This window comes from Dyella sp. EPa41 (assembly GCF_016586165.1).
GTDB lineage: Bacteria > Pseudomonadota > Gammaproteobacteria > Xanthomonadales > Rhodanobacteraceae > Dyella.
On the sequence record NZ_BCPR01000059.1, the window covers coordinates 1 to 20,649 of the forward strand.

Consider the following 20,649-nt stretch of genomic DNA (forward strand, 5'->3'; position numbering starts at 1 on the left):
CAAATGGCCGTCCGCCTGCTGGCGGCTCACCAGTGCGCCAAGCAGCGACAAGGCGTCTGTTGCTGCGGGATCCTGGGCCATGAGGAAGCGGGCGAATGCCACGTCGAGGGGGCGCAGCAGGCCGTGCTCGACGGCGAAGTCCAACGACGCGGTCAGGGCGTCAGGCCGCATGGGCATGTGCTCCCTCGGCGAACAGGCGGTCCATGGCTTCGATCAGCTGGAGTGGCAGTCGCTCGACATGCACGCCGTGCCCTTCGCCATCGATGCCACGCAGATAAAGATAGGCCACGCCGCCGACGTGCCGCTCGTAGTCGTAGTTGGGAAGGCGCGCGCGCAGCTGCCGGTGCAGGGCCAGCGTGTAGAGCGCGTATTGCAGGTCGTAACGCTCGCGCAGGATGGAATCGCGCATGGCGCTCGCCGTGTAGGCGCGGGCATCGCTACCCAGGCGATTCGACTTGTAGTCGATCACGTAATAGCGCCCCTGGCGCTCGGCCACCAGATCGATGAAACCCTTGAGCAGCCCGTTGATGCGCTCGGCCTGCAGCGCCGGCCGTGGCATGCCATTTAGCGAGTGCGTGCTGACCAGGCGATCCAGCGCCAGCGTGTCGACATGGCGGGCTTCGAACCAGAACTCCAGCTCCGCGTAGCAGGCGTCGAATCCGGCAAGGCTGGTGGAGGTGCCGTCAGGCAGCGCCAGCGACGCGCGCAACAGGTCTGGAAGCCACTGTGAAAGCAGGGCGATATCCGATTGCCAGCCGCGGCGCTGGCAGCGGCGTGCGATCTCCTTGCCCAGTTCGGCCGGGTCGGCGGCCACGGCGGCAAAGCCTTCCCCGGCCGACCATTCGAGCAGGTCGTGCAGGAACGTGCCTGCCTCGGCGCCGGCATGAAAAGCGTGGATGCCCTTGGCGAGGGCGGGTGCGTCCACCCGCAAGGAGGCGGGCTCGCTTTCGGCTTCCATGCGCACCTCCTGCGAGGCGGTCTCCGGTGCGGGCGAAGGCGACTCGTCGTCAGCCAGCTTGAGCGAGCTGTAGCTCGCCACCCACCAGCGCTCCTGCGGCGGCCCCTGGAAAGTCCGCGCCTCCCACAAGGGCGTGACATCGGTGGCCTTGGGTCGGAACGGATGCGTGTCCGGAGGCGACAGCACGTCGACCTGCATGTCCCGGTTATCGCCACGCAAAGCCTGCAGCCGAGGCAGCAGCTCGCCCGCTTGGATCACTTCATCACCTGACAACACGTAACCGAAGGCGGATTTGTGCAGTGAAGGCGTGGCGCTGTTGCCGCTTTTGCAACAGGCGATGCCGAGCCAGCAGGCATAGCGGGCGCGGGTGAGCGCCACGTAGAGCAGGCGCAGGTCTTCCTGCAGGCGCTCGCGGTCGGCCAGCGCCAGCGCGGCACCATCCGCGCGCAGATCCATGCGTGCCTCGCCGTCTTCGTCGTGCCATACGAACCGGTCGTCGGCCTTCACTTCGCGCGACGCGCACACGAACGGCAGCAATACCAGCGGATATTCCAGGCCCTTGGACTTGTGGATGGTCACCACCTTGATCAGTGCGTCCTCGCTTTCCAGCCGCACGATCTGGTCCTCGGCGGTATCGCTCTGCGCATCGCGGGCGGTGGACATCTGCGTGGCCAGGTGGCGCACTAAGGCCTGCTCGCCGTCGAGGCTGGCTGCCGCGTGTTGCAGCAGCTCTGCCAGATGCAGCAGGTTGGTCAGCGCGCGCTCGCCGTCGAGGCGGGAAAGCAGGCGCGCGGGCAGGTCGAAGGCGTGCAGCAGGTCGTGCAGCATCGCCAGCACGCCATGGCGTTGCCAGGTGTCATGCAATTGACGGAAGCGTTCTGCGCAGGTTTCCCAGTAGTGTTCGTCGAGGTTGAGCCGGTCGAGCTCAGCGTCGCTTTGGCCCAGGGTGGGTGTCGCCAGCGCCGCGCGCATCGCGCGATCGGAGCCCGGCGACGCGCAGGCCTGCAGCCAGCGCAGCAGGTCGACGGCTTCGGGCGAGGCATAGACCGAATCACGGTCGGACAGGTACACGCTCTTGAGGCCGCGGCGCTGCATTTCATCGCGCACTTTCGCCGCTTCGTTGCCGCTGCGCACGAGGATGGCGATATCACCCGCGCGCAGCGCACTGAGCTGGCCCGCGTCATCCATGAAGCCGCAGCGGCCATCCTGCGCGGCGGCCAGCAGCTGCACGACGTAGGCGGCGGCGTGCTGCGCCATGGCGTTGGCGTAGGCCGAGCCGCTGATGGCTTCGTCGCCATCGAGCACCGCCAGTTGCATCGGCGGCAAGGGCTGTCCATCGAGCACGAGGCGGTCGCCGCGGCCGCGTGCTTTCACCGGGTGGAACGGCAACGCATGGCGGCCGAACGCGAAGGCGCCCGCGGCGTGCGTGTCGGCATGTTCGAAGACACGGTTGACCGCGCCGACCAGGGCTCCGGTTGATCGGTAATTGGTGTCGAGCGTCCAGGTCGGCTGGCTGGCGCGCTCACGCGCGCGCAGATAGGTATGGATGTCCGCGCCGCGAAAGCCGTAGATGGCCTGCTTGGGATCGCCGATCAGCAGCAGGCCGGTTCCGGCGCGTCCGTCGTAGATGCGCCGGAAGATGTTCCACTGCAGGGGGTCGGTGTCCTGGAACTCATCGATCAGGGCGATGGGATACTGCTTCGCGATGGTGTCGGCCAGCCGGAGGCCGCTGATGCCGCGCAAGGCGTCGTCGAGCCGGCGAAGCATGTCGTCGAAGCCCATCTGCGCGCGCCGCTGCTTGGTCTGTTCCAGGCGTTGCGATACCCAGCGCATGGCTTGCGAAAGCACGATGGCTTTGAGTGGATCGAGGCGCTCCTGCTGCTCGATGCACGCTTCGATCGCATCGAACGCGGCATGGCGCAAGGGTTCGGCGTTCTTGTTGAGCGCCGCCGTCAAGGCGCTTTGCGAATAGCGCCGCAAGGTATCCAGGCCGATGGGGCCGCCCTGCGACCACGCGCGCAATTCCGCAAGCTGTGCCGTCACGTTGTCCGCCGGCATCTTCCGCCCGTTCAGCGCGCGCGCGGCCAGGGCCTTGGCGAACATGGCCTCGATGGCATCCTTGTCGTTGCTCCACGCCAGTCGCGCGCATGCCTCGGCGGTCTCCGCGCCATCCACGCCTTGCCGGAACTGCGCCATGGCCTCGGCCGGTTCGGGCAGCGGCCTGCCCGCGAGCCGCAGGCTTTCCCATGGTTGGCGCAACAAGGGGCGCAGCGCCTTCTGCAGGTCGCCGGGTGTTTTCCACCAGTGCGCGACCAGGGCGGCGCCGGCAACATCAAGCGGGAAGAAATGCGTGCGCCAGTAGTCGCGCACGGTTTCGGCGAGCAGTTCGGCTTCGTCGGTCTGGGTGTCCTGGATGAAGGGATGGCCGCTGTCGAACGCATGCTGGCTGAGCATGCGCTGGCACCAGGCATGGATGGTGTGGATGGCCGCCTCGTCCATCCACTGCGCGGCCAGTTCGAGCTGACGCGCGGCGCGCGAGCGTGCCTCTTCATCGGGATGGGCCGCGATGAGATCGCGCAGGAAGTCGTCGCCCGCCCGCTGTCCGCGGAATGCTTCGGCGGCTTCGCCAAGGCGCTCGCGGATGCGTTCGCGCAGCTCGGCCGTCGCCGCCTTGGTGAAGGTCAGCACCAGGATCTGCGAGGGCAGCAGTGGCGTGTTGTCCGGGCGGCCATGGCCCAGCACGAGCCGCAAGTACAGCGCGGCAATGGTCCAGGTCTTGCCGGTGCCGGCACTGGCCTCGATCAGCTGGATGCCTTGCAGCGGCAAGTGCAGCGGTTGCAGCGACCGGCTGGCGCTCATGCGGCATCCTCCTGGCGGGCGATCTCCAGCAACGGGCGATATAGCGACAGCCAATCCACGAAGCCGCCGGCCAGCAGCGCGCCAAGGCTGGGCCAGGCGCGGGCCAGGTAGGCATCGTCGTCCACTTCTCCGGCGATACGCGCAAAGCTGTTGCCTTCGTAGGCGAGCATGGCCTGCTTGCGGGCCTTGTCTTCATCCCCGGCCTGCAACCAGGCGAAAGCGGTACGACGGGCCAACGGCAGGGGTGCGTTCATGCCCTGGCGCAGCGCATACAGGAGTTCATCCAGCCATTGCGCCGCCTGCGCCGCATCGATGGGTGGCAGCACGATCTGCGCATCCAGGCCCACCACGCGCGATGTCATGGCCAACCCCTGCGCATGCGCAAGCAGGTGGATGATCCAGGTGGCGATGAGCTTGTCGTGGCGAATCACGCCGTTCTTCTGCAACAGGCGTCCCGTCGACAGCTCCAGGCGAACCCGGGCGCCGTCGGCGCCCTGGCGCAGGTCCGTCAACCAGTCCTCCACGCGAAGGTCGTGCGCGGCGTATTGCAGTTCGATCTTGTCGTCGCGCAACGGCCAGCGTTCGCAGGCGGCCAGCCAGGCCTGCGCCAATATTTCGCCTTCGCGCGCCAGCACTTGTTCGCTCAACGCGCCGAAGCCGCCGGGCGGAAGCACGCCCTGGCGCGCCAGCTGCCGGGTGGCCATCGATACCGCGGGCAACGCCTCGTCGCTACGCAGCGCCGCATGCACGATGGCCGTCGTGGCCTGGTGCTGCTCCAGGGCATTCAGGCCGAACGGTTCGTCGTCGGCCGCGTCGGCATCCAACGCGTTGAAGTGCACCTTGAGCCGCTGGTTGTAGAAACTGCGCACCGGTTGCGAAAGGAAGGCGCGCAGCTGGGTAATGCCAAGCGCGGCATCCGGCTGCCATGGCGGCAGCGTCTCGTCGCCCGCCCTTGCACGGGGGCGCAAGGCCTGCCGCCATTCGCGCGCATACGTGAAGAGGCGCGCATCGGCATCGGCGTCGAAATAGCGACGACTGAATGCCTGCAAGGGATGGACGGTGGAGAGGGCGTCCAGCAGCCGTTGTCCGGCGTCTGGCGCGTCCGCCTGGTTGCCTTCGCGATGCCATCCCGCCGCCAGGTAATCGCGCAGCTGGCCCACCAGCACCGACGGAGGCAACGCGCTGTTGTCGCGCACATGGCGGCCCACCCAGCTGATATACAGCGCATCGCGCGCCGAGACCAGGGCTTCGAGAAACAGGTAGCGATCGTCCTCGCGACGGGATCGATCGCCGGGACGGGCGTGCCCCGGCTGCGCCATCAGGTCGAAGTCGGCAGGCGCCTGCTGTCGCGGATAATCGCCATCGTTCATGCCCAGCAGGCACACCACGCGAAACGGAATCGCGCGCATCGGCATCAGCGTGCAGAAGCTCACCGCGCCACCCATGAAGCGTTGCGATAGCCGGCTTTCGTCCATCGCATCGAGCCAATGCTCGCGCACGATGGCCAGTGGCAGGGGCAGTGCGAAATCGGCTTCATCGCAGGCATCGCGCCAGGCATCCAGCGCATCGCCCAGGCGCGTGAGCCGGTCGCCATCGCGCGGATCGTCAGCCTCGAAGAAATCGGCAAGCAGCGACTGCAACCGGGCATGCCATTGCGACGGCGTCGCCGGCTCGCGCAATGCCTGCCAATGGATCTCCAGCTGATCGAGCAACCCGACGAGGGGGCCGACCAGCGCCGCATCCAGTCCGCCCACTTCCTCGTACGGTGCAATGTCCTGCCAGGCGGAGCCTTCGCCCACGGCATAACCCAGCAGCATGCGGCGCAGGCCAAAGCGCCAGCTGTTCTGTTCGATGCCTGGCAGTTCCAGGCTCTGCTTCTGCGTGGCGTCGAGACCCCAGCGCACGCCCGCGCCCTCGATCCAGCGACGCAGGATCGGCAAGCCAAGTGCCTCGATGCCGAAGCGCCGCCGCACGGCAGGGACGTCGAGCAGATCGAGCAGATCACTGACCGCAAAGCGCGACTCGGGCAGTGACAACAGCTGTTCCAGCGCCACCATCATGGGGACCACGCCGCGCGACGGCTGGTCGGTGACGGAGTAGGGCAGATGCCGCGGATCGTCCGGCGGCAGCCGGCCGAATACGGCTTGCACGTGGGGCGCGTAGGCCTGGATATCGGGCACCATCACGATGACGTCGCGCGGCGACAGCGGCGTACCGCGCCGATGGGCTTCCTCGAACATCGCCAGCAGCTGGTCGTGGAGGATCTCCACTTCGCGCTGTGGACTGTGCGCGATCTGGAAGCGCAGCGAGTCGTCGCCCGGCTTCCAGGGTTTGCGTTGCGCCGGCTCCATCGGGGCCGGCTCGAGATCGAGGATGGCTTGTTGCACCTGTCGCAGCAGCGTGCTGCGATCGGTATCGGTGAACAGGTCGATGCTGCGGTTCCATGCGGCGAATTGCTGGCGATAGCCTTCCGGGCGATCGACATTGTCGAGCAGACGGATGTAGTCGCGTCCTTGCCGCCCCCACGCCGCCAGCAGCGGGTTGGCGTGCAGATGGAGATCTTCGTAGCGCGGCTCGGCCGGCAGGCCGGGCTTGCCGGCATGACGGCGCTGGCTGGCCTTCAGCAGTTCGCGGTCCTCGATGATGTCCGCCCAGTAGTGGCGACAGGGATTGGCCACCAGCAGCATCACCTGGCTGAAACGGGCGAGCGCGGTCAGTGCCTCCAGCGTCTGTTGTGGCAGCGAGGACATGCCGAACACCACGATGCGGCGTGGCAGCTTCGCAGGTCGCGTGGCCAGCGTGCCGATGCGCTCGAGGAAAGCCTGGTGCACCGCGGCGCGGTGGTTGCGGCGTTCGTCGCCGACATCGTCGAGCACCAGCTGCCACAGGCGTGCCTGCCAGCGCTGGTCCGCGGCCAGCGGCGCCTGGCGATCACGGAGGTCGTCACGCAGCTCGTAGCGGCCGTGTTCCCAGTCGGCCAGCCAGTCGGCGCGGTAGACCTGGTACTGGTCGAACAGGTCGGCCACGCGTTCGGCCAACTGGAAGCGCTTGCGCTCGTCGTGGTCGTCGCGGAGGAAATCGCGCAACGGCGCGAAGTCGGGTTCGTGGAGATGCGCCGGCAACAGCCGCAGCAGGCGCCAACACAGGCGCGACTTGTCGAACGGCGAAGTCGTGGGAACCGCATCGCGGCCAAGCACGTTGCGATAGGCCGACCACAAAAAGCGGCCCGGCAGCTGCACATCGACCGCCGCACTGATGCCCAGGCCTCCATCGCCCACCGGTCGCGCCAGCGCCCATTTCAACCACTGGGCGATGCCGTTGCTCTGCACCAGCATCAACTCGTCTTCCAGCGGCCGCAGCGGCGCACGCGCGAGCCAGCCGGTCAGCAGGTCGCGCAGGTCTTCCATGCGGTTGCCATGGATCACCATGAGGCCCGGCACGATCGGGGCTTCGAAGGGCAGGTCCAGGCTGTGGCTCACGGCAGGCAAGGGGCGGTTTCGCTCATGGGGACATTCTCGCTGAGCGGGCGGTGGATGTCCCGTATCCTGGTACCGAGGCATCGCAAATCCTGAGAGGACCGGAGGCGCCGGTGATGAAAAAGCTCTGTTGCGTCGCGCAAGACGTCTTGTCCATACTCGGCCTCAACGGACGTCGCGCTGGTATGGATGTCCAAACGAAACCAGGGATCGACGCATGAACCATGGCCGCTGCGCCATCCTCCTGCTGGCCGCCGGGCTGCTTGCCGGCTGTGCGACAGGCAACGTATCCGATGCCGCGCTGCGCGGTGACGCCCACCATCCGGCGCAAGCCCAGGGTTGGGTCGAGACCCGGCTTTATTTCGGCCTGGGGCCGGCGGACGATCCGGCGCACGGCGTCAGCGAACGGGACTGGCGCGCATTCCTCGATGCCGAAGTGACGCCGCGCTTCCCGGACGGGCTCAGCGTGCTCGACGTCTACGGCCAGTGGCAGGGCAAGGACCAGCCCCTGCCCGAGCGGTTGCGCTCGAAATTGCTGGTGATCGACTACGCCGATACGGCGGCCAATCGGGCGAACGTGGAGTCGATCCGCGCGGCCTGGAAGCAACGCACGGGCGACCAGTCGGTGTTGCGCGTGACCCAACCCGCCGAGGTGTCGTTCTGAGCATGAACACAAGCGCGCACTCGAAGTGGTTTTCACCCGGCGACCTCAACGGCTTCCTTGGCCTGGTGGTCGACAACCTGTCGATCATGGCCTTCCTTGCCGCGGCCTTGATCGGCATCTTCGGCTTGCCGCCCGACATCGTCTTCCTGCGCATGTTTCCCGGCACCACGTTCGGCGTGCTGCTGGGCAACCTGGCCTACACGGCCATGGCGCGGCGATTGGCGCAGCGCACGGGGCGCGAGGACGTCACCGCGATGCCGCTGGGCCTGGATGCACCCACCAGCATCGGCCTCGCCTTGCTGGTGCTTGGCCCGGCCTTTCTCCACTTCAGGCAATCGGGCCTGGACCAGCACGCCGCGGGCGTGGCGACCTGGCAGCTCGGCATGGCCTCGCTGGTGATCATGGGCGTGCTGAAGTTCGTGCTGTCGTTCTTCGGCGGCATGGTGCAGCGTCATGTGCCACGTGCCGGGCTGCTCGGTTCGATCGCCGGCATTGCGCTGGTGCTGATGGGTTTCCTGCCGCTGGTGGAGATCCTCAAGCTGCCCATCGTCGGCTTCGCTGGCCTCGGCGTCGTGCTTTATGCGCTGGTGGCGCGCGCACGGATGCCGTTCGGCTTGCCTGGCGTGCTGGTGGCTTTCGTGGTGGCGGCGCTGCTGTATTACCTGCTTGGGCCGTTGGGCTGGCTCGGCAGTGGATATAAACCGCCGGTGGCGTGGCAATGGCGCTTCGTCTTGCCGGTGCCGACGCTGCAGTGGATGAACGGGATGGCCGCTGCCGTGCCGTACCTGCCGTTGATCCTGCCGTTCGGCCTGCTGATGGTGGTGGGTGGCATCAACGTGACCGAGAGTGCGCGCGCCGCGGGCGATGACTACCGCACGCGCGACATCCTGCTGGTGGAGGCCCTGGCGACGCTGGTGGCGGGCTTTTGCGGCGGCGTGGCGCAGACGACGCCTTACATCGGCCAACCGTCGTACAAGGCGATGGGCGCGCGCAGTGGCTACACGCTGCTGACGGGCCTGGTGATCGGGCTGGGCGGCGTGTTCGGGTACCTCTCCAACATCGTGGAGCTGGTGCCGCTCTCCGTGCTCGCTCCCATTCTCGTCTTCGTCGCCATCGGCATCACGGTACAGGCGTTCGAGGCAACGCCGACGCGTTACGCCGCGGCGGTTGTCTTCAGTTTCTTTCCCGCGATTGCGCGCATGGTGACGATCAAGCTGAGTGACCCTACCTATGTGCCGGGTGATCGCCTGCAGGCGCTGTTCGCCGATCGCGCCCATGGCTTCTCGGAGCTGGCGGTGATCACCGTGCTCGGCAACGGCTTCATCATCACATCGATGATCTGGGCCAGCTTCCTTGTCGCGCTGATCGACGCCAAGCCATTGCGTGCGGCGTGGATATTGCTGCTCGGCGGCGCGCTGAGCCTGTTCGGCATCATCCACTCGGTGCAGCTCAGCGGCGGCATCTACCTGCCGTGGCTGCTCGATGACGCATCGCGACTGCTCGCATGGCAGTTCACCGGCGCTTACGCCGCGCTTGCTATCGTGCTGGTGCTGCTTGCAATGGCTACACGGTTCACACAATCCGATGCTGCGTGAAGGCGCAGGCCGGAATTGAGAGTCGTCTCATGGTTGGGGCAGGGGCGGATACCCACAATTCGCCGGCCTCGCCGCGATGATGATGCCGACACTTGCCTAGGCCGCGTGTCTGCCATCATCCGGTGGGGTGCCAGGCAACTCTCATCGACATGGCTGCGTGCGGACGGTACGCGCCACAGCCACCAGGCCTGGTTGATACGCCGGACGGCGTCGCTGCCAGAAAACCCGGCATCCCCCGAAGCGGTCATGTTTCGACGTTGGTGGCACGGGACGCGCCGAGGCGCGCGTGTTCCGGTCAGATGTGCAGCGCCGTTGCCGGGGCTTCAGCCATGGCCGACAAGGCTTCAGCGCGGGTCATGCTGCGCTCGGCGCGTTCCAGCGCCGTGCAAGCCGACTCGGCGGCATAACGCATCAGATAAGCCAGGTGCGCGCGATACTGCGAACCGATGCCGTGCGCCCGTATCATGCCCGCCGCTTCGGCCAGGCACTCCAGGTCGGTGTAGGCGCGATCGAGGTCCGAGCTGCTGCTGGACTGCACGAAGTCGCGCGCGCGGGTGGCGTCGTGCGAGCGGACGCTCACCAGGTCTTCCACCAACCGCGCTGCCTGGCGGGCAGCGAACACCAGCACGTCAGCCGCCGCCCGGGAAAGTTCGCTGTCGGACATCGCACGGTCGGTGAGTTCCACCAGACTTCGCGTGACGACGAGCAATTGCGCAACGGGGTTCGCCGTCGCGTCGCTGTGGTCCATGATTCCGCCCCCTCGGAGAATTGGGGCGTATTCTCCACACCGCGAGGGGCTTTGGATATCGGAAAATGCTCCGCCCCGATCCCGCCGAGGCCCCGGCGATCTGTAGGGCTGGAGAGGCGGGCCGACCGGCCTTGTCGACGGGGCCGACCCGGCGTACGCGAAAACGCAAAAAGCCCGGCGATGCCGGGCTTTTTGCTGGATTCGGTGGTGGGCGATGCAAGGATCGAACTTGCGACACCTGCCGTGTGAAGACTTAGAGGAATATCAGGTAGTTAGCGTGGGTCAGGGCTCGCCTGGGAACTCCCATTTACAAGAGAGCTTGATCGAGGATTGCTTCCAACGAGATCAGTAGGAAGATCCGGTACCTCATTGTGTGTCGCAGCCCAGATGGCATCGCTAATCGCTTGACCGTACTTGTAATTTATGGCGGTACCGACGAGATAACCGCCTACGGCTACGCCGGCCACCCAGCCCGCAGGGTTGCTGCCAAGTAGTTCGATATCCAAGGGTCCGCTGGCGATTGGCAGGGCAATCAGGCCAGGATTCCTGCCCGTTGGGTCAACTTAGCTCAGTGGATTCCCATCCACATAGGCATACGTACTGGGTACTACTGCGCATGGGCATGATCCGACGGACGCGGAGCGCGCCACATCGATCCGGGAGGCGCATTGGGGTCCTCCACGCCTGCTTGCATTTTGATGCGAATCTCCCGCCCCGCAGCATGTATAACCTGTTTCTGTTTACTGATGCGCTTGGCGGTCTTGTATGTCATGACCACATGATCGTTATCGTCCCAATATGCATTCACGCCGTTGGAAACATCGCTTCGCGTGGCTCCATACAGGATGGCTGCAGCATTGTTCTGATCACACGATACTTGTTTCGCGGGGACAACACAGACCTCATACCAGAAATCACTCGTCGCGCCGGCACTGTCTTCAATCACAACCACATCCAACGATCTATCGGGCGAGTGAATGCGCGTGACTTCGTCGCCTTTGGTGCAGCCAGACAGGCTGATAGATACCGCAAGCATCGCGAATATAAGTTTGTTAATGCCGAAAGGCATGAAACGTCTCCATGGTCGACTGGGACTAGGTCCCATCTGACCATTGGTGTGGGTGACTCGAGCGACTCTCCCGCGTCGAGCTAGGACCCTCCACGCCATCGTTGCGTCCTTCGTTAGCGGCCCTGGTGACCTCTGGCGAGGGCACGTTGGCAGTCGGCGGGGTTCTCGATTTCACCGGATGGTGGAGGGGCAATGGCGCCTCCATCATGGCTAGCCATGGTGGCCAGCATCCGCCGTGGTGCTCACGCACTTACCATACATTTACGACGAAAAAGGCCGCCATTTGGGCGGCGGCCTAAGTCGTTGATTCGGTGGTGGGCGATGCAAGGATCGAACTTGCGACACCTGCCGTGTGAAGGCAGTGCTCTACCGCTGAGCTAATCGCCCGCCGAGCGCGCAAATATACGGTGCCCCGGGGGCGGGGTCAAGGCTTTCTGGCCAAAAATTGCCGGGGACTGGGCAGGCCTGTGAAAGGTGGGCGCGTACAATGTGCCGTTTAACACGCTACCGGCCCAGGCTCATGGACTTCCTGCAGCACGAACTCAATCACATCCTCCAAGCCCTGCACAATTTCGAGTTCACGCCCTGGAAGATGGTCGGTTACCTCGGCTCGGTCATGTTCACCAGCCGCTGGTTCGTGCAGCTGTACTTCACGCGCAAGCTCAAGCGCGTGGTGATGCCCTTGTCGTTCTGGTGGCTGTCGGTGGTCGGCAGTGCGTTGTTGCTGTCGTACTTCGTGTTCGGCAAGAACGACTCGGTGGGCATTCTTTCCAATTTCTTCCCGGCCTTCGTGTCGGTCTACAACCTCGTGGTGCACATGCGCGAAGTGAAGCGCCGGTCGCTGGTGGAGAGCGAGGTCTGAGGCGTCGGTCGGGCGCTTTTTGTATTGGTAGGAGCGCACCCAGTGCGCGATGGGCGTCGTGTCGTCATCGCTGCGTAGGCTTGTCGCGCACTGGGTGCGCTCCTACAAAAGCGCCTAAGTGTGGCTGCCTTTAGTCGGGGTCGTAGTCGAGGTTGGAGGCGAGCCAGCGTTCGGCCTCTTCGCGCGTCCAGCCCTTGCGCTTGGCGTAGTCCTCGACCTGTTCGCGCGTCAGGCGGCCGACCACGAAGTATTGGCTGCCGGGGTGCGAGAAATACCAGCCGGAAACCGCGGCCGTGGGATACATCGCAAAGCCTTCGGTGAGTTCGATACCTGCGTTGCGCGTCGCGTCGAGCAGCCGGAACAGCGTGGCCTTCTCGGTGTGGTCGGGGCAGGCCGGATAGCCCGGCGCCGGGCGGATGCCGACGTACTTCTCGTCGATCAGTGCCTTGTTGTCTAGCGATTCGTCCGGTGCATAACCCCAGAATTCGCGACGCACGCGCTCGTGCATGCGCTCGGCGAACGCCTCGGCGAGGCGATCAGCCAAGGCCTTGAGCAGGATGGCCGAGTAGTCGTCATGATCGGCTTCGAAGCGCGCGACATGCGCGTCGATGCCGATGCCCGCGGTAACCGCGAAGCCGCCTACCCAGTCGCGCTTGCCGGTGCTCTTGGGCGCGACGAAGTCGGAGAGGCAGAAGTCGGGGCGTTCGACCGGCTTGTCGACCTGCTGGCGCAGGTGGTGCAGGGTGGCCGTCCTGCCGTTTTCCAGCTGCACTTCGATATCGTCGCCGTGGCCAGCCGCCGGCCAGAAGCCGATCACGCCGCGCGCCGTCAGCCACTTGTCCGCGATGAGCCGGTCGAGCATGGCCTGTGCGTCGTTGAACAGCTCGCGGGCCTGCTTGCCGACGACCTCGTCGTCGAGGATGGCCGGGTAGTGGCCGGCCAGCTCCCACGCATTGAAGAACGGCGACCAGTCGATGTAGTGGCGCAGCTCGGCCAGGTCGTAGTCGTCGAATACGGTGATGCCGGGCTGGCGCGGCGCCGGTGGCTCGTAGCTCGCCCAGTCGGCGGTGAAACGCTGCGCGCGCGCCTTCTGCAACGGCACCAGCGGCTTTCCGCTGCCGCGCTGCTTGTGTCGCTCGCGCACCTCGGCGTACTCGGCGCGGATCCTGGCGATGAAGGCATCGACCAGGTCCTTGCTCACCAGCGACTGCGCCACGCCGACCGCGCGCGAGGCGTCCTTCACCCATACGGTGGGCGACTTGTAGTGCGGCTCGATCTTGAGCGCGGTGTGCGCGCGTGACGTGGTGGCGCCACCGATCATCAGCGGGATGGAGAAGTTCTGGCGCTGCATTTCGCGCGCCACCTGGCTCATCTCCTCCAGCGACGGCGTGATGAGGCCGGAAAGCCCGATGATGTCGGCGTTCTCCGCCACGGCGGTCTCGAGGATCTTCTGCGTCGGCACCATCACGCCGAGGTCGATGACCTCGAAGTTGTTGCAGCGGAGCACGACGCCGACGATGTTCTTGCCGATGTCATGCACATCGCCCTTGACGGTGGCCATCACGATCTTGCCGTTGGACTTGCCGGCATCGCCGGTGCGTGCCTTTTCCTCCTCGATGAAGGGGATCAGGTGCGCCACGGCCTTCTTCATCACGCGGGCGGATTTGACCACCTGCGGCAGGAACATCTTGCCGGCGCCGAACAGGTCGCCGACCACGTTCATGCCGTCCATCAACGGGCCTTCGATCACATCCAGCGGACGCGAGGCTTCCTGTCGCGCCACCTCGGTGTCTTCGACCACGTATTGGTCGATGCCGTGCACGAGCGCATGGCTGAGGCGTTCGCGTACCGGCTTTTCGCGCCAGGCGAGGCTTTCGGTGACGACCTCGCCCTTCTTCGCCTTGTAGTTGTCGGCGATTTCCAGCAGGCGCTCGGTGGCATCGCTGCGGCGGTTGAGCACCACGTCCTCGACGCGCTCGCGCAGTTCCTCCGGTACGTCGTCGTAGATCATCAGCGCGCCGGCGTTGACGATGCCCATGTCCATGCCCGCCTTGATGGCGTGGTAGAGGAACACGGAGTGGATCGCTTCACGCACCGTGTTGTTGCCACGGAACGAGAACGAGACGTTGGAGACGCCGCCGGAGATGTGCGAATCGGGGAAGCGGCGCTTCAGCTCGCGCGTGGCTTCGATGAAATCCACGGCGTAGTTGTTGTGCTCTTCGATGCCGGTGGCGATGGCGAAGATGTTGGGGTCGAAGATGATGTCTTCGGGCGGGAAGTCGAGTTTCGTGGTAAGCAACTCGAAGGCGCGCGAACAAATCTCGACCTTGCGTTCGCAGGTGTCGGCCTGGCCTTGCTCGTCGAACGCCATCACCACCACGGCAGCGCCGTACTGCTGCACCTTGCGCGCGTGCTCGAGGAACAGCTCCTCGCCTTCCTTCATCGAGATGGAGTTGACGATGCCCTTGCCCTGCAGGCAACGCAGGCCGGCTTCGATCACGCTCCATTTGGAAGAGTCGACCATCACCGGCACGCGCGCGATGTCGGGTTCGGCGGCGATCAGGTTGAGGAAGCGTGTCATCGCCGCTTCCGAGTCGATCAGGCCTTCGTCCATGTTGACATCGATGATCTGCGCGCCGTTGGCGACCTGCTGGCGCGCGACGTCCACCGCTTCTTCGTAGCGGTCTTCCTTGACCAGCTTGCGGAACTGCGCGGAGCCGGTGACGTTGGTGCGTTCGCCCACGTTGACGAACAGCAGGTCGGGCGTGATGACCAGCGGTTCGAGACCGGATAGGCGGGTATGGCGAGGCATCATGTTTTGTCCTCCTCTCCCCTGAGGGGAGAGGATCGAAGTGAGGGGATGGGGCTTGCGATAGCGCATGACGATGCGGGGTCGGGGCCAGGTCGTCCCCTCACCCCGACCCTCTCTCCCACAAGGGGACTACTTTTGGGTCGCCCGGAGGGGAGAGGGGGCATTACGCGGCCACCTGCGTGTTGGCGGGCAGGGTGCGCGGCGCGCAGTCGCGCACGGCATCGGCGATGGCCTTGATATGGGCAGGGGTGGTGCCGCAGCAGCCGCCGACCAGGTTGAGCAGGCCGTCACGCGCGAAGCCGCCGATGACGGCGGCCATCTGCTCGGGCGTCTCGTCGTACTCGCCGAAAGCATTGGGCAGTCCCGCGTTCGGATGCGTGCTGACGAAGCACTGCGAGACATTCGACAGCGTCTGCACGTGCGGGCGCAGGTCGGCGGCTCCCAGCGCGCAATTGAGGCCCACCGAGATGGGGCGCGCGTGCTGCACGGAGTAATAGAACGCCTCGGCGGTCTGGCCCGACAGCGTGCGGCCCGATCGATCGGTGATGGTGCCGGAGATCATCACCGGTACGCGTGCGCCGCGCTGATGGAACAGCTCGCTCAGCGCGAACAGGGCGGCCTTGGCATTGAGCGTGTCGAAGATGGTCTCGACCATGACCACGTCGGCGCCACCGTCGATAAGGCCGCTGGCGGCCTCGGTGTAGTTGCTCACCAGCTCTTCGAAGGTGACATTGCGAAAGCCCGGATCGTTCACGTCGGGCGAGAGCGAGGCGGTGCGACTGGTGGGGCCGAGCACGCCGATCACGAAGCGTGGCTTGTCGGGCGTCTTCGCTTCCCACGCATCGCAGGCCGCGCGTGCAAGGCGCGCGCCTTCCCGGTTCAACTCGTACGCCAGGTGCTCCAGGTGGTAGTCGGCCTGGCTGATGCGGGTGGAGTTGAAGGTGTTGGTCTCGACCAGGTCGGCGCCGGCCTCGAGATAGGCCTCATGCACGCCGCGGATGATGTCCGGGTTGGTCAGCGTGAGCAGATCGTTGTTGCCCTTGAGGTCGCAACTGCCGGGGTGGTCATGGGCGTGCGAGCTGTCGTGGCCGTCGACGAAGCGTTCGCCGCGGAAGGCGGTTTCGTCCAGCTCGTGACGCTGCAGCATGGTGCCCATGCCGCCGTCGAGAATGAGGATGCGTTCGCGCAGCAGCTTTTCCAGCAGGGCGACGCGTTGGGGATGAAGCCAGGGGAGCGTGCTCATGAAGACCTCACGGTTTGCGTGCGAGCAGACTGATCACTTCGAAGTGCGGCGCCTTGCGCTCGCGACTCAGACGGTTGCAGCTGATGACTTCCAGCCCGGCGGAGGTGGCGAAGCCATCCAGTTCATTGGCGGAAAAGCCTAGATTGCGGTGGTCGAACGGCTCCACCACCGCGCGGTGGTCGTGCTTGCCCAGCGTGACGGCGAGCAGGCGGCCGCCGTTGCGCAGCAGGCGCGCAGCCTCGGCCACGGCCTTCGCCGGATGCTCCGCGTAGGTGAGGGCGTGCAGCATCAGCACAAGGTCGAAGCGTCGCTCGCCCAGGTCCAGCGCATGCATGTCGCCCTGGCGCACTTCCACGTTGGAGAAGGGTTTGAGGCGTTGGGCGGCGGCCTCCACCACGCGATCGCTGCTGTCCACGCACACGATGGACCTTGCGTGCGGCGCCAGCAGCTCGGCGGTGATGCCATCGCCGGAGGCGATATCGAGCACGTCGCCGGTTTCCAGCAACTGCAGCAACGAGCGGGCGAGGGTTTCCCAGGTGCGCCCCGGCGAGTAATGCCGCTCCATGTCGCCGGCCACCGTATCGGCCCAGCCTTCCTCGCGGGCGCGCTGGGCGAGCACGCCCGGCAGGCGCGCCGCGTCCTCGCGCAGCAGCGCGTCGTCGATGCTTTCGCGCAGGGATTTGAGCAGGGCCTGTTGGGGGCCGTCGGTATCGCCATTGGCGCGGTAGTAGGCGGAGACGCCGGCACGGCGGTCGCGGACCAGCTCGGCTTCCTTGAGCTTGGCCAAGTGGGTGGATACGCGTGGCTGGGCCAGGTGCAGCACGGCGGCCAGCTCGGCCACGGTCAGTTCCTCCCGCTCGAGCAGGGCGAGCAGGCGTACCCGGGTGGGGTCCGCCAGCAGGCGCAGGATGCTGGAGACGGCGGCCAGATCCACGGTTATCCTTATATCGCGATACAGAGATGCAATAGGCTAGGCCTAGGCCCGCGAGGCGTCAAGTTTGGCAGGGCCATGTAGGAGCGCACCCAGTGCGCGAAAAGCCTACGGAGCTTGGATGCCAGGCGCGGCGGTCGCGCACTGGGTGCGCTCCTACAGGGAAGCGGTTCTTCCTTGCTGCACCCGCACAGAGGCTGTCGGCGTTGGCGGGCTAAAATAGGCGGCTTCCTCCTTCCCCTTGGAGCCGTCATGGATTTCCGTTTTACCGAAGACCAGCTGTCGATTCAGGCCATTGCCCGCGATTTCGCGCAGAAGCGCATTGCGCCGGTAGCGGCCGAGCTGGACGAGAAGGGGGAGTTCCCGCTGGAAAACATCCGCGAGATGGGCCAGCTGGGCCTGATGGGCATCGAGGTGCCGACCGAGTACGGCGGCGCGGGCATGGACCCCATCGCCTACGTGCTGGCGATGATCGAGGTCGCCGCGGCCGATGCCGCCACCGCGACCATCATGTCGGTCAACAACTCGCTGTTCTGCACCGGCATCCTCAAGCATGGCACCGAGGAGCAGAAGCAGAAGTTCGTGCGCGCCATCGCGCAGGGCGAGGCGATCGGCGCCTATGCATTGACCGAGCCGCAGTCGGGTTCCGACGCGTCGGCGATGCATACCCGGGCCACGAAGAACGCCGACGGCGACTGGGTCATCAACGGCAAGAAGAGCTGGATCACCTCGGGCATGGTGGCGCGCTACATCATCCTGTTCGCCATCACCACGCCGGGCATCGGCGCCAAGGGCGTGTCCGCTTTCGTCATCGACACCCAGTTGCCGGGCTTCCATGCGGGCAAGAGCGAACCCAAACTGGGCATCCGCGCCTCGGCCACCTGCGAAATCGAATTCACCGATTACGTATGCCCGAAGGAAAACCTGCTGGGCGAGGAAGGCAAGGGCTTTGCCATGGGCATGAGCCTGCTCGACGCCGGCCGCATCGGCATCGCCTCGCAGGCCGTGGGCATTGCGCGCGCCGCCTATGAGGCTTCGGTGCAGTGGTCGCGCGACCGCAAGGCGTTCGGCCAGCCCATCGGCACGTTCCAGATGACCCAGGCGAAGATCGCCGACATGAAGTGCAAGCTCGACGCCGCCACGCTGCTCACGCTGCGCGCGGCCTGGACCAAGGGTGAGGTGGAGAAGCACGGTGGCCGTTTCGGCACCGAGGCCTCCATGGCCAAGCTGGTGGCGTCGGAAGCCGCGATGTGGATCTCGCACCAGGCGGTGCAGATCCATGGCGGCATGGGCTACTCCCGGGAGATGCCGCTGGAGCGTTACTTCCGCGACGCCAAGATCACCGAGATCTACGAAGGCACCAGCGAGATCCAGCGCATCGTGATCGCCCGCGCCGAAACCGGCCTGCGCTGAGCACGTGATACCAGGGCTTCCGGGGCCATGCCGGAAGCCCGCGAAGGTCCTCCCCGGGCCTTGCTTACGGGCCACAGCGGAAAGAGCCGACACGGAGGTTGACGGTTATCTGGTTGATCGCAAATACTTGCGATCAACCAGGGACAGGTCCCCCTCCGCCAAGGATGGCCCCATGCTGACGTTTCTGCTCATCGTTCTGGCGCTGATCGCGCTCGCGGTTTTTCCGGTCATGTACACCGCGCGGGCCATGGGGGCGGAAAACACCGGCATCGGCTCGGTGCTGCTGGTGCTCGTGCTGCAGCTCTGCCTCTCCAAGCTGGTGGAAATGGTCATTTCCTCGGGACTGGTGGCGGCCCTGGCCGGCTTCTTCGGCGGCGCCCTCATCATCCAGATGGTGATGGTGACCACCTACAAGCGTGCCCTGCTCATCAGCCTGGTGAGTTCGGTCATCGCCATACTCGGCGTGTTGCTGCTCATCAAGCTGGCGGGTGGCCATCGTGTCCCGGCTGAAGAGATGTCCATGCTGCTCACGGCCTTGTCGGGGCGTATTGCCTGATTTGCTGCGGGCGCGTGGCGTTTCGTAGTCATCTTCACCAACGTGGGCCAGCAGCCAGGCTGCGTCGTGAACTGACCGGGAAGGGCGGCCACCCCCATCGCTGGATGCGGCTACCGGCTCGGCATGGCGGCGGACAACCGCTTTGCAGCGTGGGTTTCCGACGATCGGGCGGTCTTCGGCACGGTGGTTGCTTCGCATCCCGGGTCTGCCACCCTGCGACGCGAGCAAGCCGCCCATGAGCGAAATCGATACCCCGCTGGAGCAAGAAAGCGCGGTCTACAAGACCTTGCTGGAATCCACCAAGGCCATTCCCTGGCGCATCCACTGGGACAGCCTGTCGTTCTCCTACATCGGTCCCCAGATCGAGGCGCTGCTCGGCTGGGAGCCGGCAAGCTGGGTCAGCGTGCAGGATTGGGCCGACCGCATCCATCCCGAAGACCGCGAATGGGCGGTCAACTTCTGCGTGGCGCAGTCCAAGGCGGGCGTGGACCACGAGGCGGACTATCGCGCGCTGTGCAAGGACGGCAGCTACGTGTGGATCCGCGATGTGGTGCACGTGGTGCGCCATGAGGATGGCAGCGTGGATGCGCTGGTCGGCTTCATGTTCGACATCAGCGAACGCAAGCGCACCGAGCAGCGCCTGATCGAGCTGCAGCGCGAGCTTGAAGCGCTCTCCTTCAAGGATGGCCTCACCGGCATCGCCAACCGCCGGCGTTTCGACGCGGTGTTCGAAGAGGACTGGGTCGACGCCCGTCGCAGCGGCAAGCCGTTGTCGCTGCTGGTGCTCGATATCGACTACTTCAAGCAATACAACGACCACTACGGCCACGTGCAGGGCGACTACTGCCTGAAGATGGTAGCCAAGGTGCTGGAGAAGGCGGTGCGCCGCAGCCACGACTTCCTCGCGCGCTTCGGTGGCGAGGAGTTCGTGCTGGTGTTGCCGGAAACCGACGCGGCGTCGGCGCGCCAGGTGGCCGAGCGTTGCCAGGAACTGCTGCTGCAGGAATGGATACCGCACGAGCGCTCGATGACGGGCAAGGCGCTGACCGTGAGCATCGGCGTGGGAACCGTGGTGCCGATGCATGGCGACGAGCGCCAGTCGTTCCTGGAGCTGGTGGACCGTCGGCTGTACCAGGCGAAGCTGCGCGGACGCAATCGCATCGCCGACAGCGACTAGCGTTTCCCGCGAAACATGAAAAAAAGCCCCGGTCGCGAGACCGGGGCTTTTGTCTTCCGCCGCCAGAATGCGTGTCGTCCGATCAAGTTGCTGCCTAGAGGTGCAGGGATGTAGGCGGCTTCCCGACACAGCCAAAGTCCGATATGCGACATCTGTAACATCCCATTGCCTACATCCTTGACCTGTGAAAACCGCTGGAGGCACCCGTAATAGCTTGGTAGCGTCACACACTGTCGCGAATCGAGCGATGGATCGAGTCTGATTCCGTCCTCAATCGGTAAGCCAG

14 protein-coding genes and 1 tRNA gene are annotated in these 20,649 nt (G+C 65.5%); 6 read left to right on the top strand and 9 right to left on the bottom strand.

The features are described 5' to 3' along the window. The 3 genes from JMF82_RS22240 to recC form a co-directional block, all read right to left on the bottom strand. Nucleotides 1-177, bottom strand: a 177-nt coding sequence (locus JMF82_RS22240; RefSeq protein WP_343214154.1) for a hypothetical protein, incomplete at its 3' end; no start/stop codon positions are given. Next, nucleotides 161-3,817: an exodeoxyribonuclease V subunit beta gene (recB, locus tag JMF82_RS16525; protein WP_201315651.1), complete on the bottom strand. Its 3,657-nt coding sequence runs from the start codon at nucleotides 3,815-3,817 to the stop codon at nucleotides 161-163. The genes recB and JMF82_RS22240, both read right to left, overlap by 17 nt. Next, complete coding sequence (recC, locus tag JMF82_RS16530) at nucleotides 3,814-7,296, bottom strand: exodeoxyribonuclease V subunit gamma (RefSeq protein WP_201315668.1); 3,483 nt, start codon at nucleotides 7,294-7,296, stop codon at nucleotides 3,814-3,816. The genes recB and recC overlap by 4 nt, the downstream gene beginning before the upstream one ends. A 214-nt stretch (nucleotides 7,297-7,510) precedes the next feature. On the opposite strand from recC, the gene JMF82_RS16535 reads away from it, so the two are divergent. Both JMF82_RS16535 and JMF82_RS16540 read left to right on the top strand, forming a co-directional pair. Continuing rightward, a complete protein-coding gene (locus JMF82_RS16535) occupies nucleotides 7,511-7,957 on the top strand; it encodes a DUF3574 domain-containing protein (RefSeq protein ID WP_201315652.1) in 447 nt (148 codons plus the stop codon). 2 nt (nucleotides 7,958-7,959) lie between these two features. Next, nucleotides 7,960-9,552: a hypothetical protein gene (locus JMF82_RS16540; RefSeq protein WP_201315653.1), complete on the top strand. Its 1,593-nt coding sequence runs from the start codon at nucleotides 7,960-7,962 to the stop codon at nucleotides 9,550-9,552. A gap of 295 nt (nucleotides 9,553-9,847) precedes the next feature. Here JMF82_RS16540 and JMF82_RS16545 read toward each other — a convergent pair whose 3' ends face one another. The 3 genes from JMF82_RS16545 to JMF82_RS16555 form a co-directional block, all read right to left on the bottom strand. Beyond that, the gene (locus JMF82_RS16545) at nucleotides 9,848-10,300 is read right to left on the bottom strand and encodes a hypothetical protein (protein ID WP_201315654.1); all 453 of its coding nucleotides are present in this window, start codon (nucleotides 10,298-10,300) and stop codon (nucleotides 9,848-9,850) included. A gap of 607 nt (nucleotides 10,301-10,907) precedes the next feature. After that, a complete protein-coding gene (locus tag JMF82_RS16550) occupies nucleotides 10,908-11,369 on the bottom strand; it encodes a hypothetical protein (protein ID WP_201315655.1) in 462 nt (153 codons plus the stop codon). A gap of 312 nt (nucleotides 11,370-11,681) precedes the next feature. Then, nucleotides 11,682-11,756, bottom strand: a tRNA-Val gene (locus tag JMF82_RS16555). A gap of 133 nt (nucleotides 11,757-11,889) precedes the next feature. Here JMF82_RS16555 and JMF82_RS16560 point away from each other — a divergent pair. Beyond that, on the top strand, nucleotides 11,890-12,231 hold the full coding sequence (locus tag JMF82_RS16560; RefSeq protein WP_201315656.1) for a lipid-A-disaccharide synthase N-terminal domain-containing protein: 342 nt from the start codon (nucleotides 11,890-11,892) through the stop codon (nucleotides 12,229-12,231). A 130-nt stretch (nucleotides 12,232-12,361) separates the two neighbouring features. On the opposite strand, the gene metH is transcribed toward JMF82_RS16560, so the two are convergent. From metH to JMF82_RS16575, 3 genes are all read right to left on the bottom strand, one after another. Next, on the bottom strand, nucleotides 12,362-15,046 hold the full coding sequence (gene metH / locus JMF82_RS16565) for a methionine synthase (RefSeq protein WP_201315657.1): 2,685 nt from the start codon (nucleotides 15,044-15,046) through the stop codon (nucleotides 12,362-12,364). Between the two features lie 160 nt (nucleotides 15,047-15,206). Beyond that, nucleotides 15,207-16,286 carry a homocysteine S-methyltransferase family protein gene (locus tag JMF82_RS16570; RefSeq protein ID WP_201315658.1) on the bottom strand — a complete coding sequence of 360 codons (1,080 nt, stop codon included), beginning with the start codon at nucleotides 16,284-16,286 and terminating at the stop codon, nucleotides 15,207-15,209. 7 nt (nucleotides 16,287-16,293) lie between these two features. After that, on the bottom strand, nucleotides 16,294-17,220 hold the full coding sequence (locus tag JMF82_RS16575) for a metalloregulator ArsR/SmtB family transcription factor (RefSeq protein ID WP_201315659.1): 927 nt from the start codon (nucleotides 17,218-17,220) through the stop codon (nucleotides 16,294-16,296). A 249-nt stretch (nucleotides 17,221-17,469) separates the two neighbouring features. On the opposite strand from JMF82_RS16575, the gene JMF82_RS16580 reads away from it, so the two are divergent. The 3 genes from JMF82_RS16580 (at nucleotide 17,470) to JMF82_RS16590 (ending at nucleotide 20,363) form a co-directional block, all read left to right on the top strand. Next, entirely contained in the window at nucleotides 17,470-18,630 is a 1,161-nt protein-coding gene (locus JMF82_RS16580; RefSeq protein WP_201315660.1) for an acyl-CoA dehydrogenase family protein, read from the top strand. Between the two features lie 172 nt (nucleotides 18,631-18,802). Then, complete coding sequence (locus tag JMF82_RS16585) at nucleotides 18,803-19,186, top strand: hypothetical protein (protein WP_201315661.1); 384 nt, start codon at nucleotides 18,803-18,805, stop codon at nucleotides 19,184-19,186. 235 nt (nucleotides 19,187-19,421) lie between these two features. After that, nucleotides 19,422-20,363, top strand: coding sequence for a sensor domain-containing diguanylate cyclase (locus tag JMF82_RS16590; RefSeq protein ID WP_201315662.1), 942 nt, complete (start codon nucleotides 19,422-19,424; stop codon nucleotides 20,361-20,363). The last annotated feature ends 286 nt before the right edge of the window (nucleotides 20,364-20,649 follow it).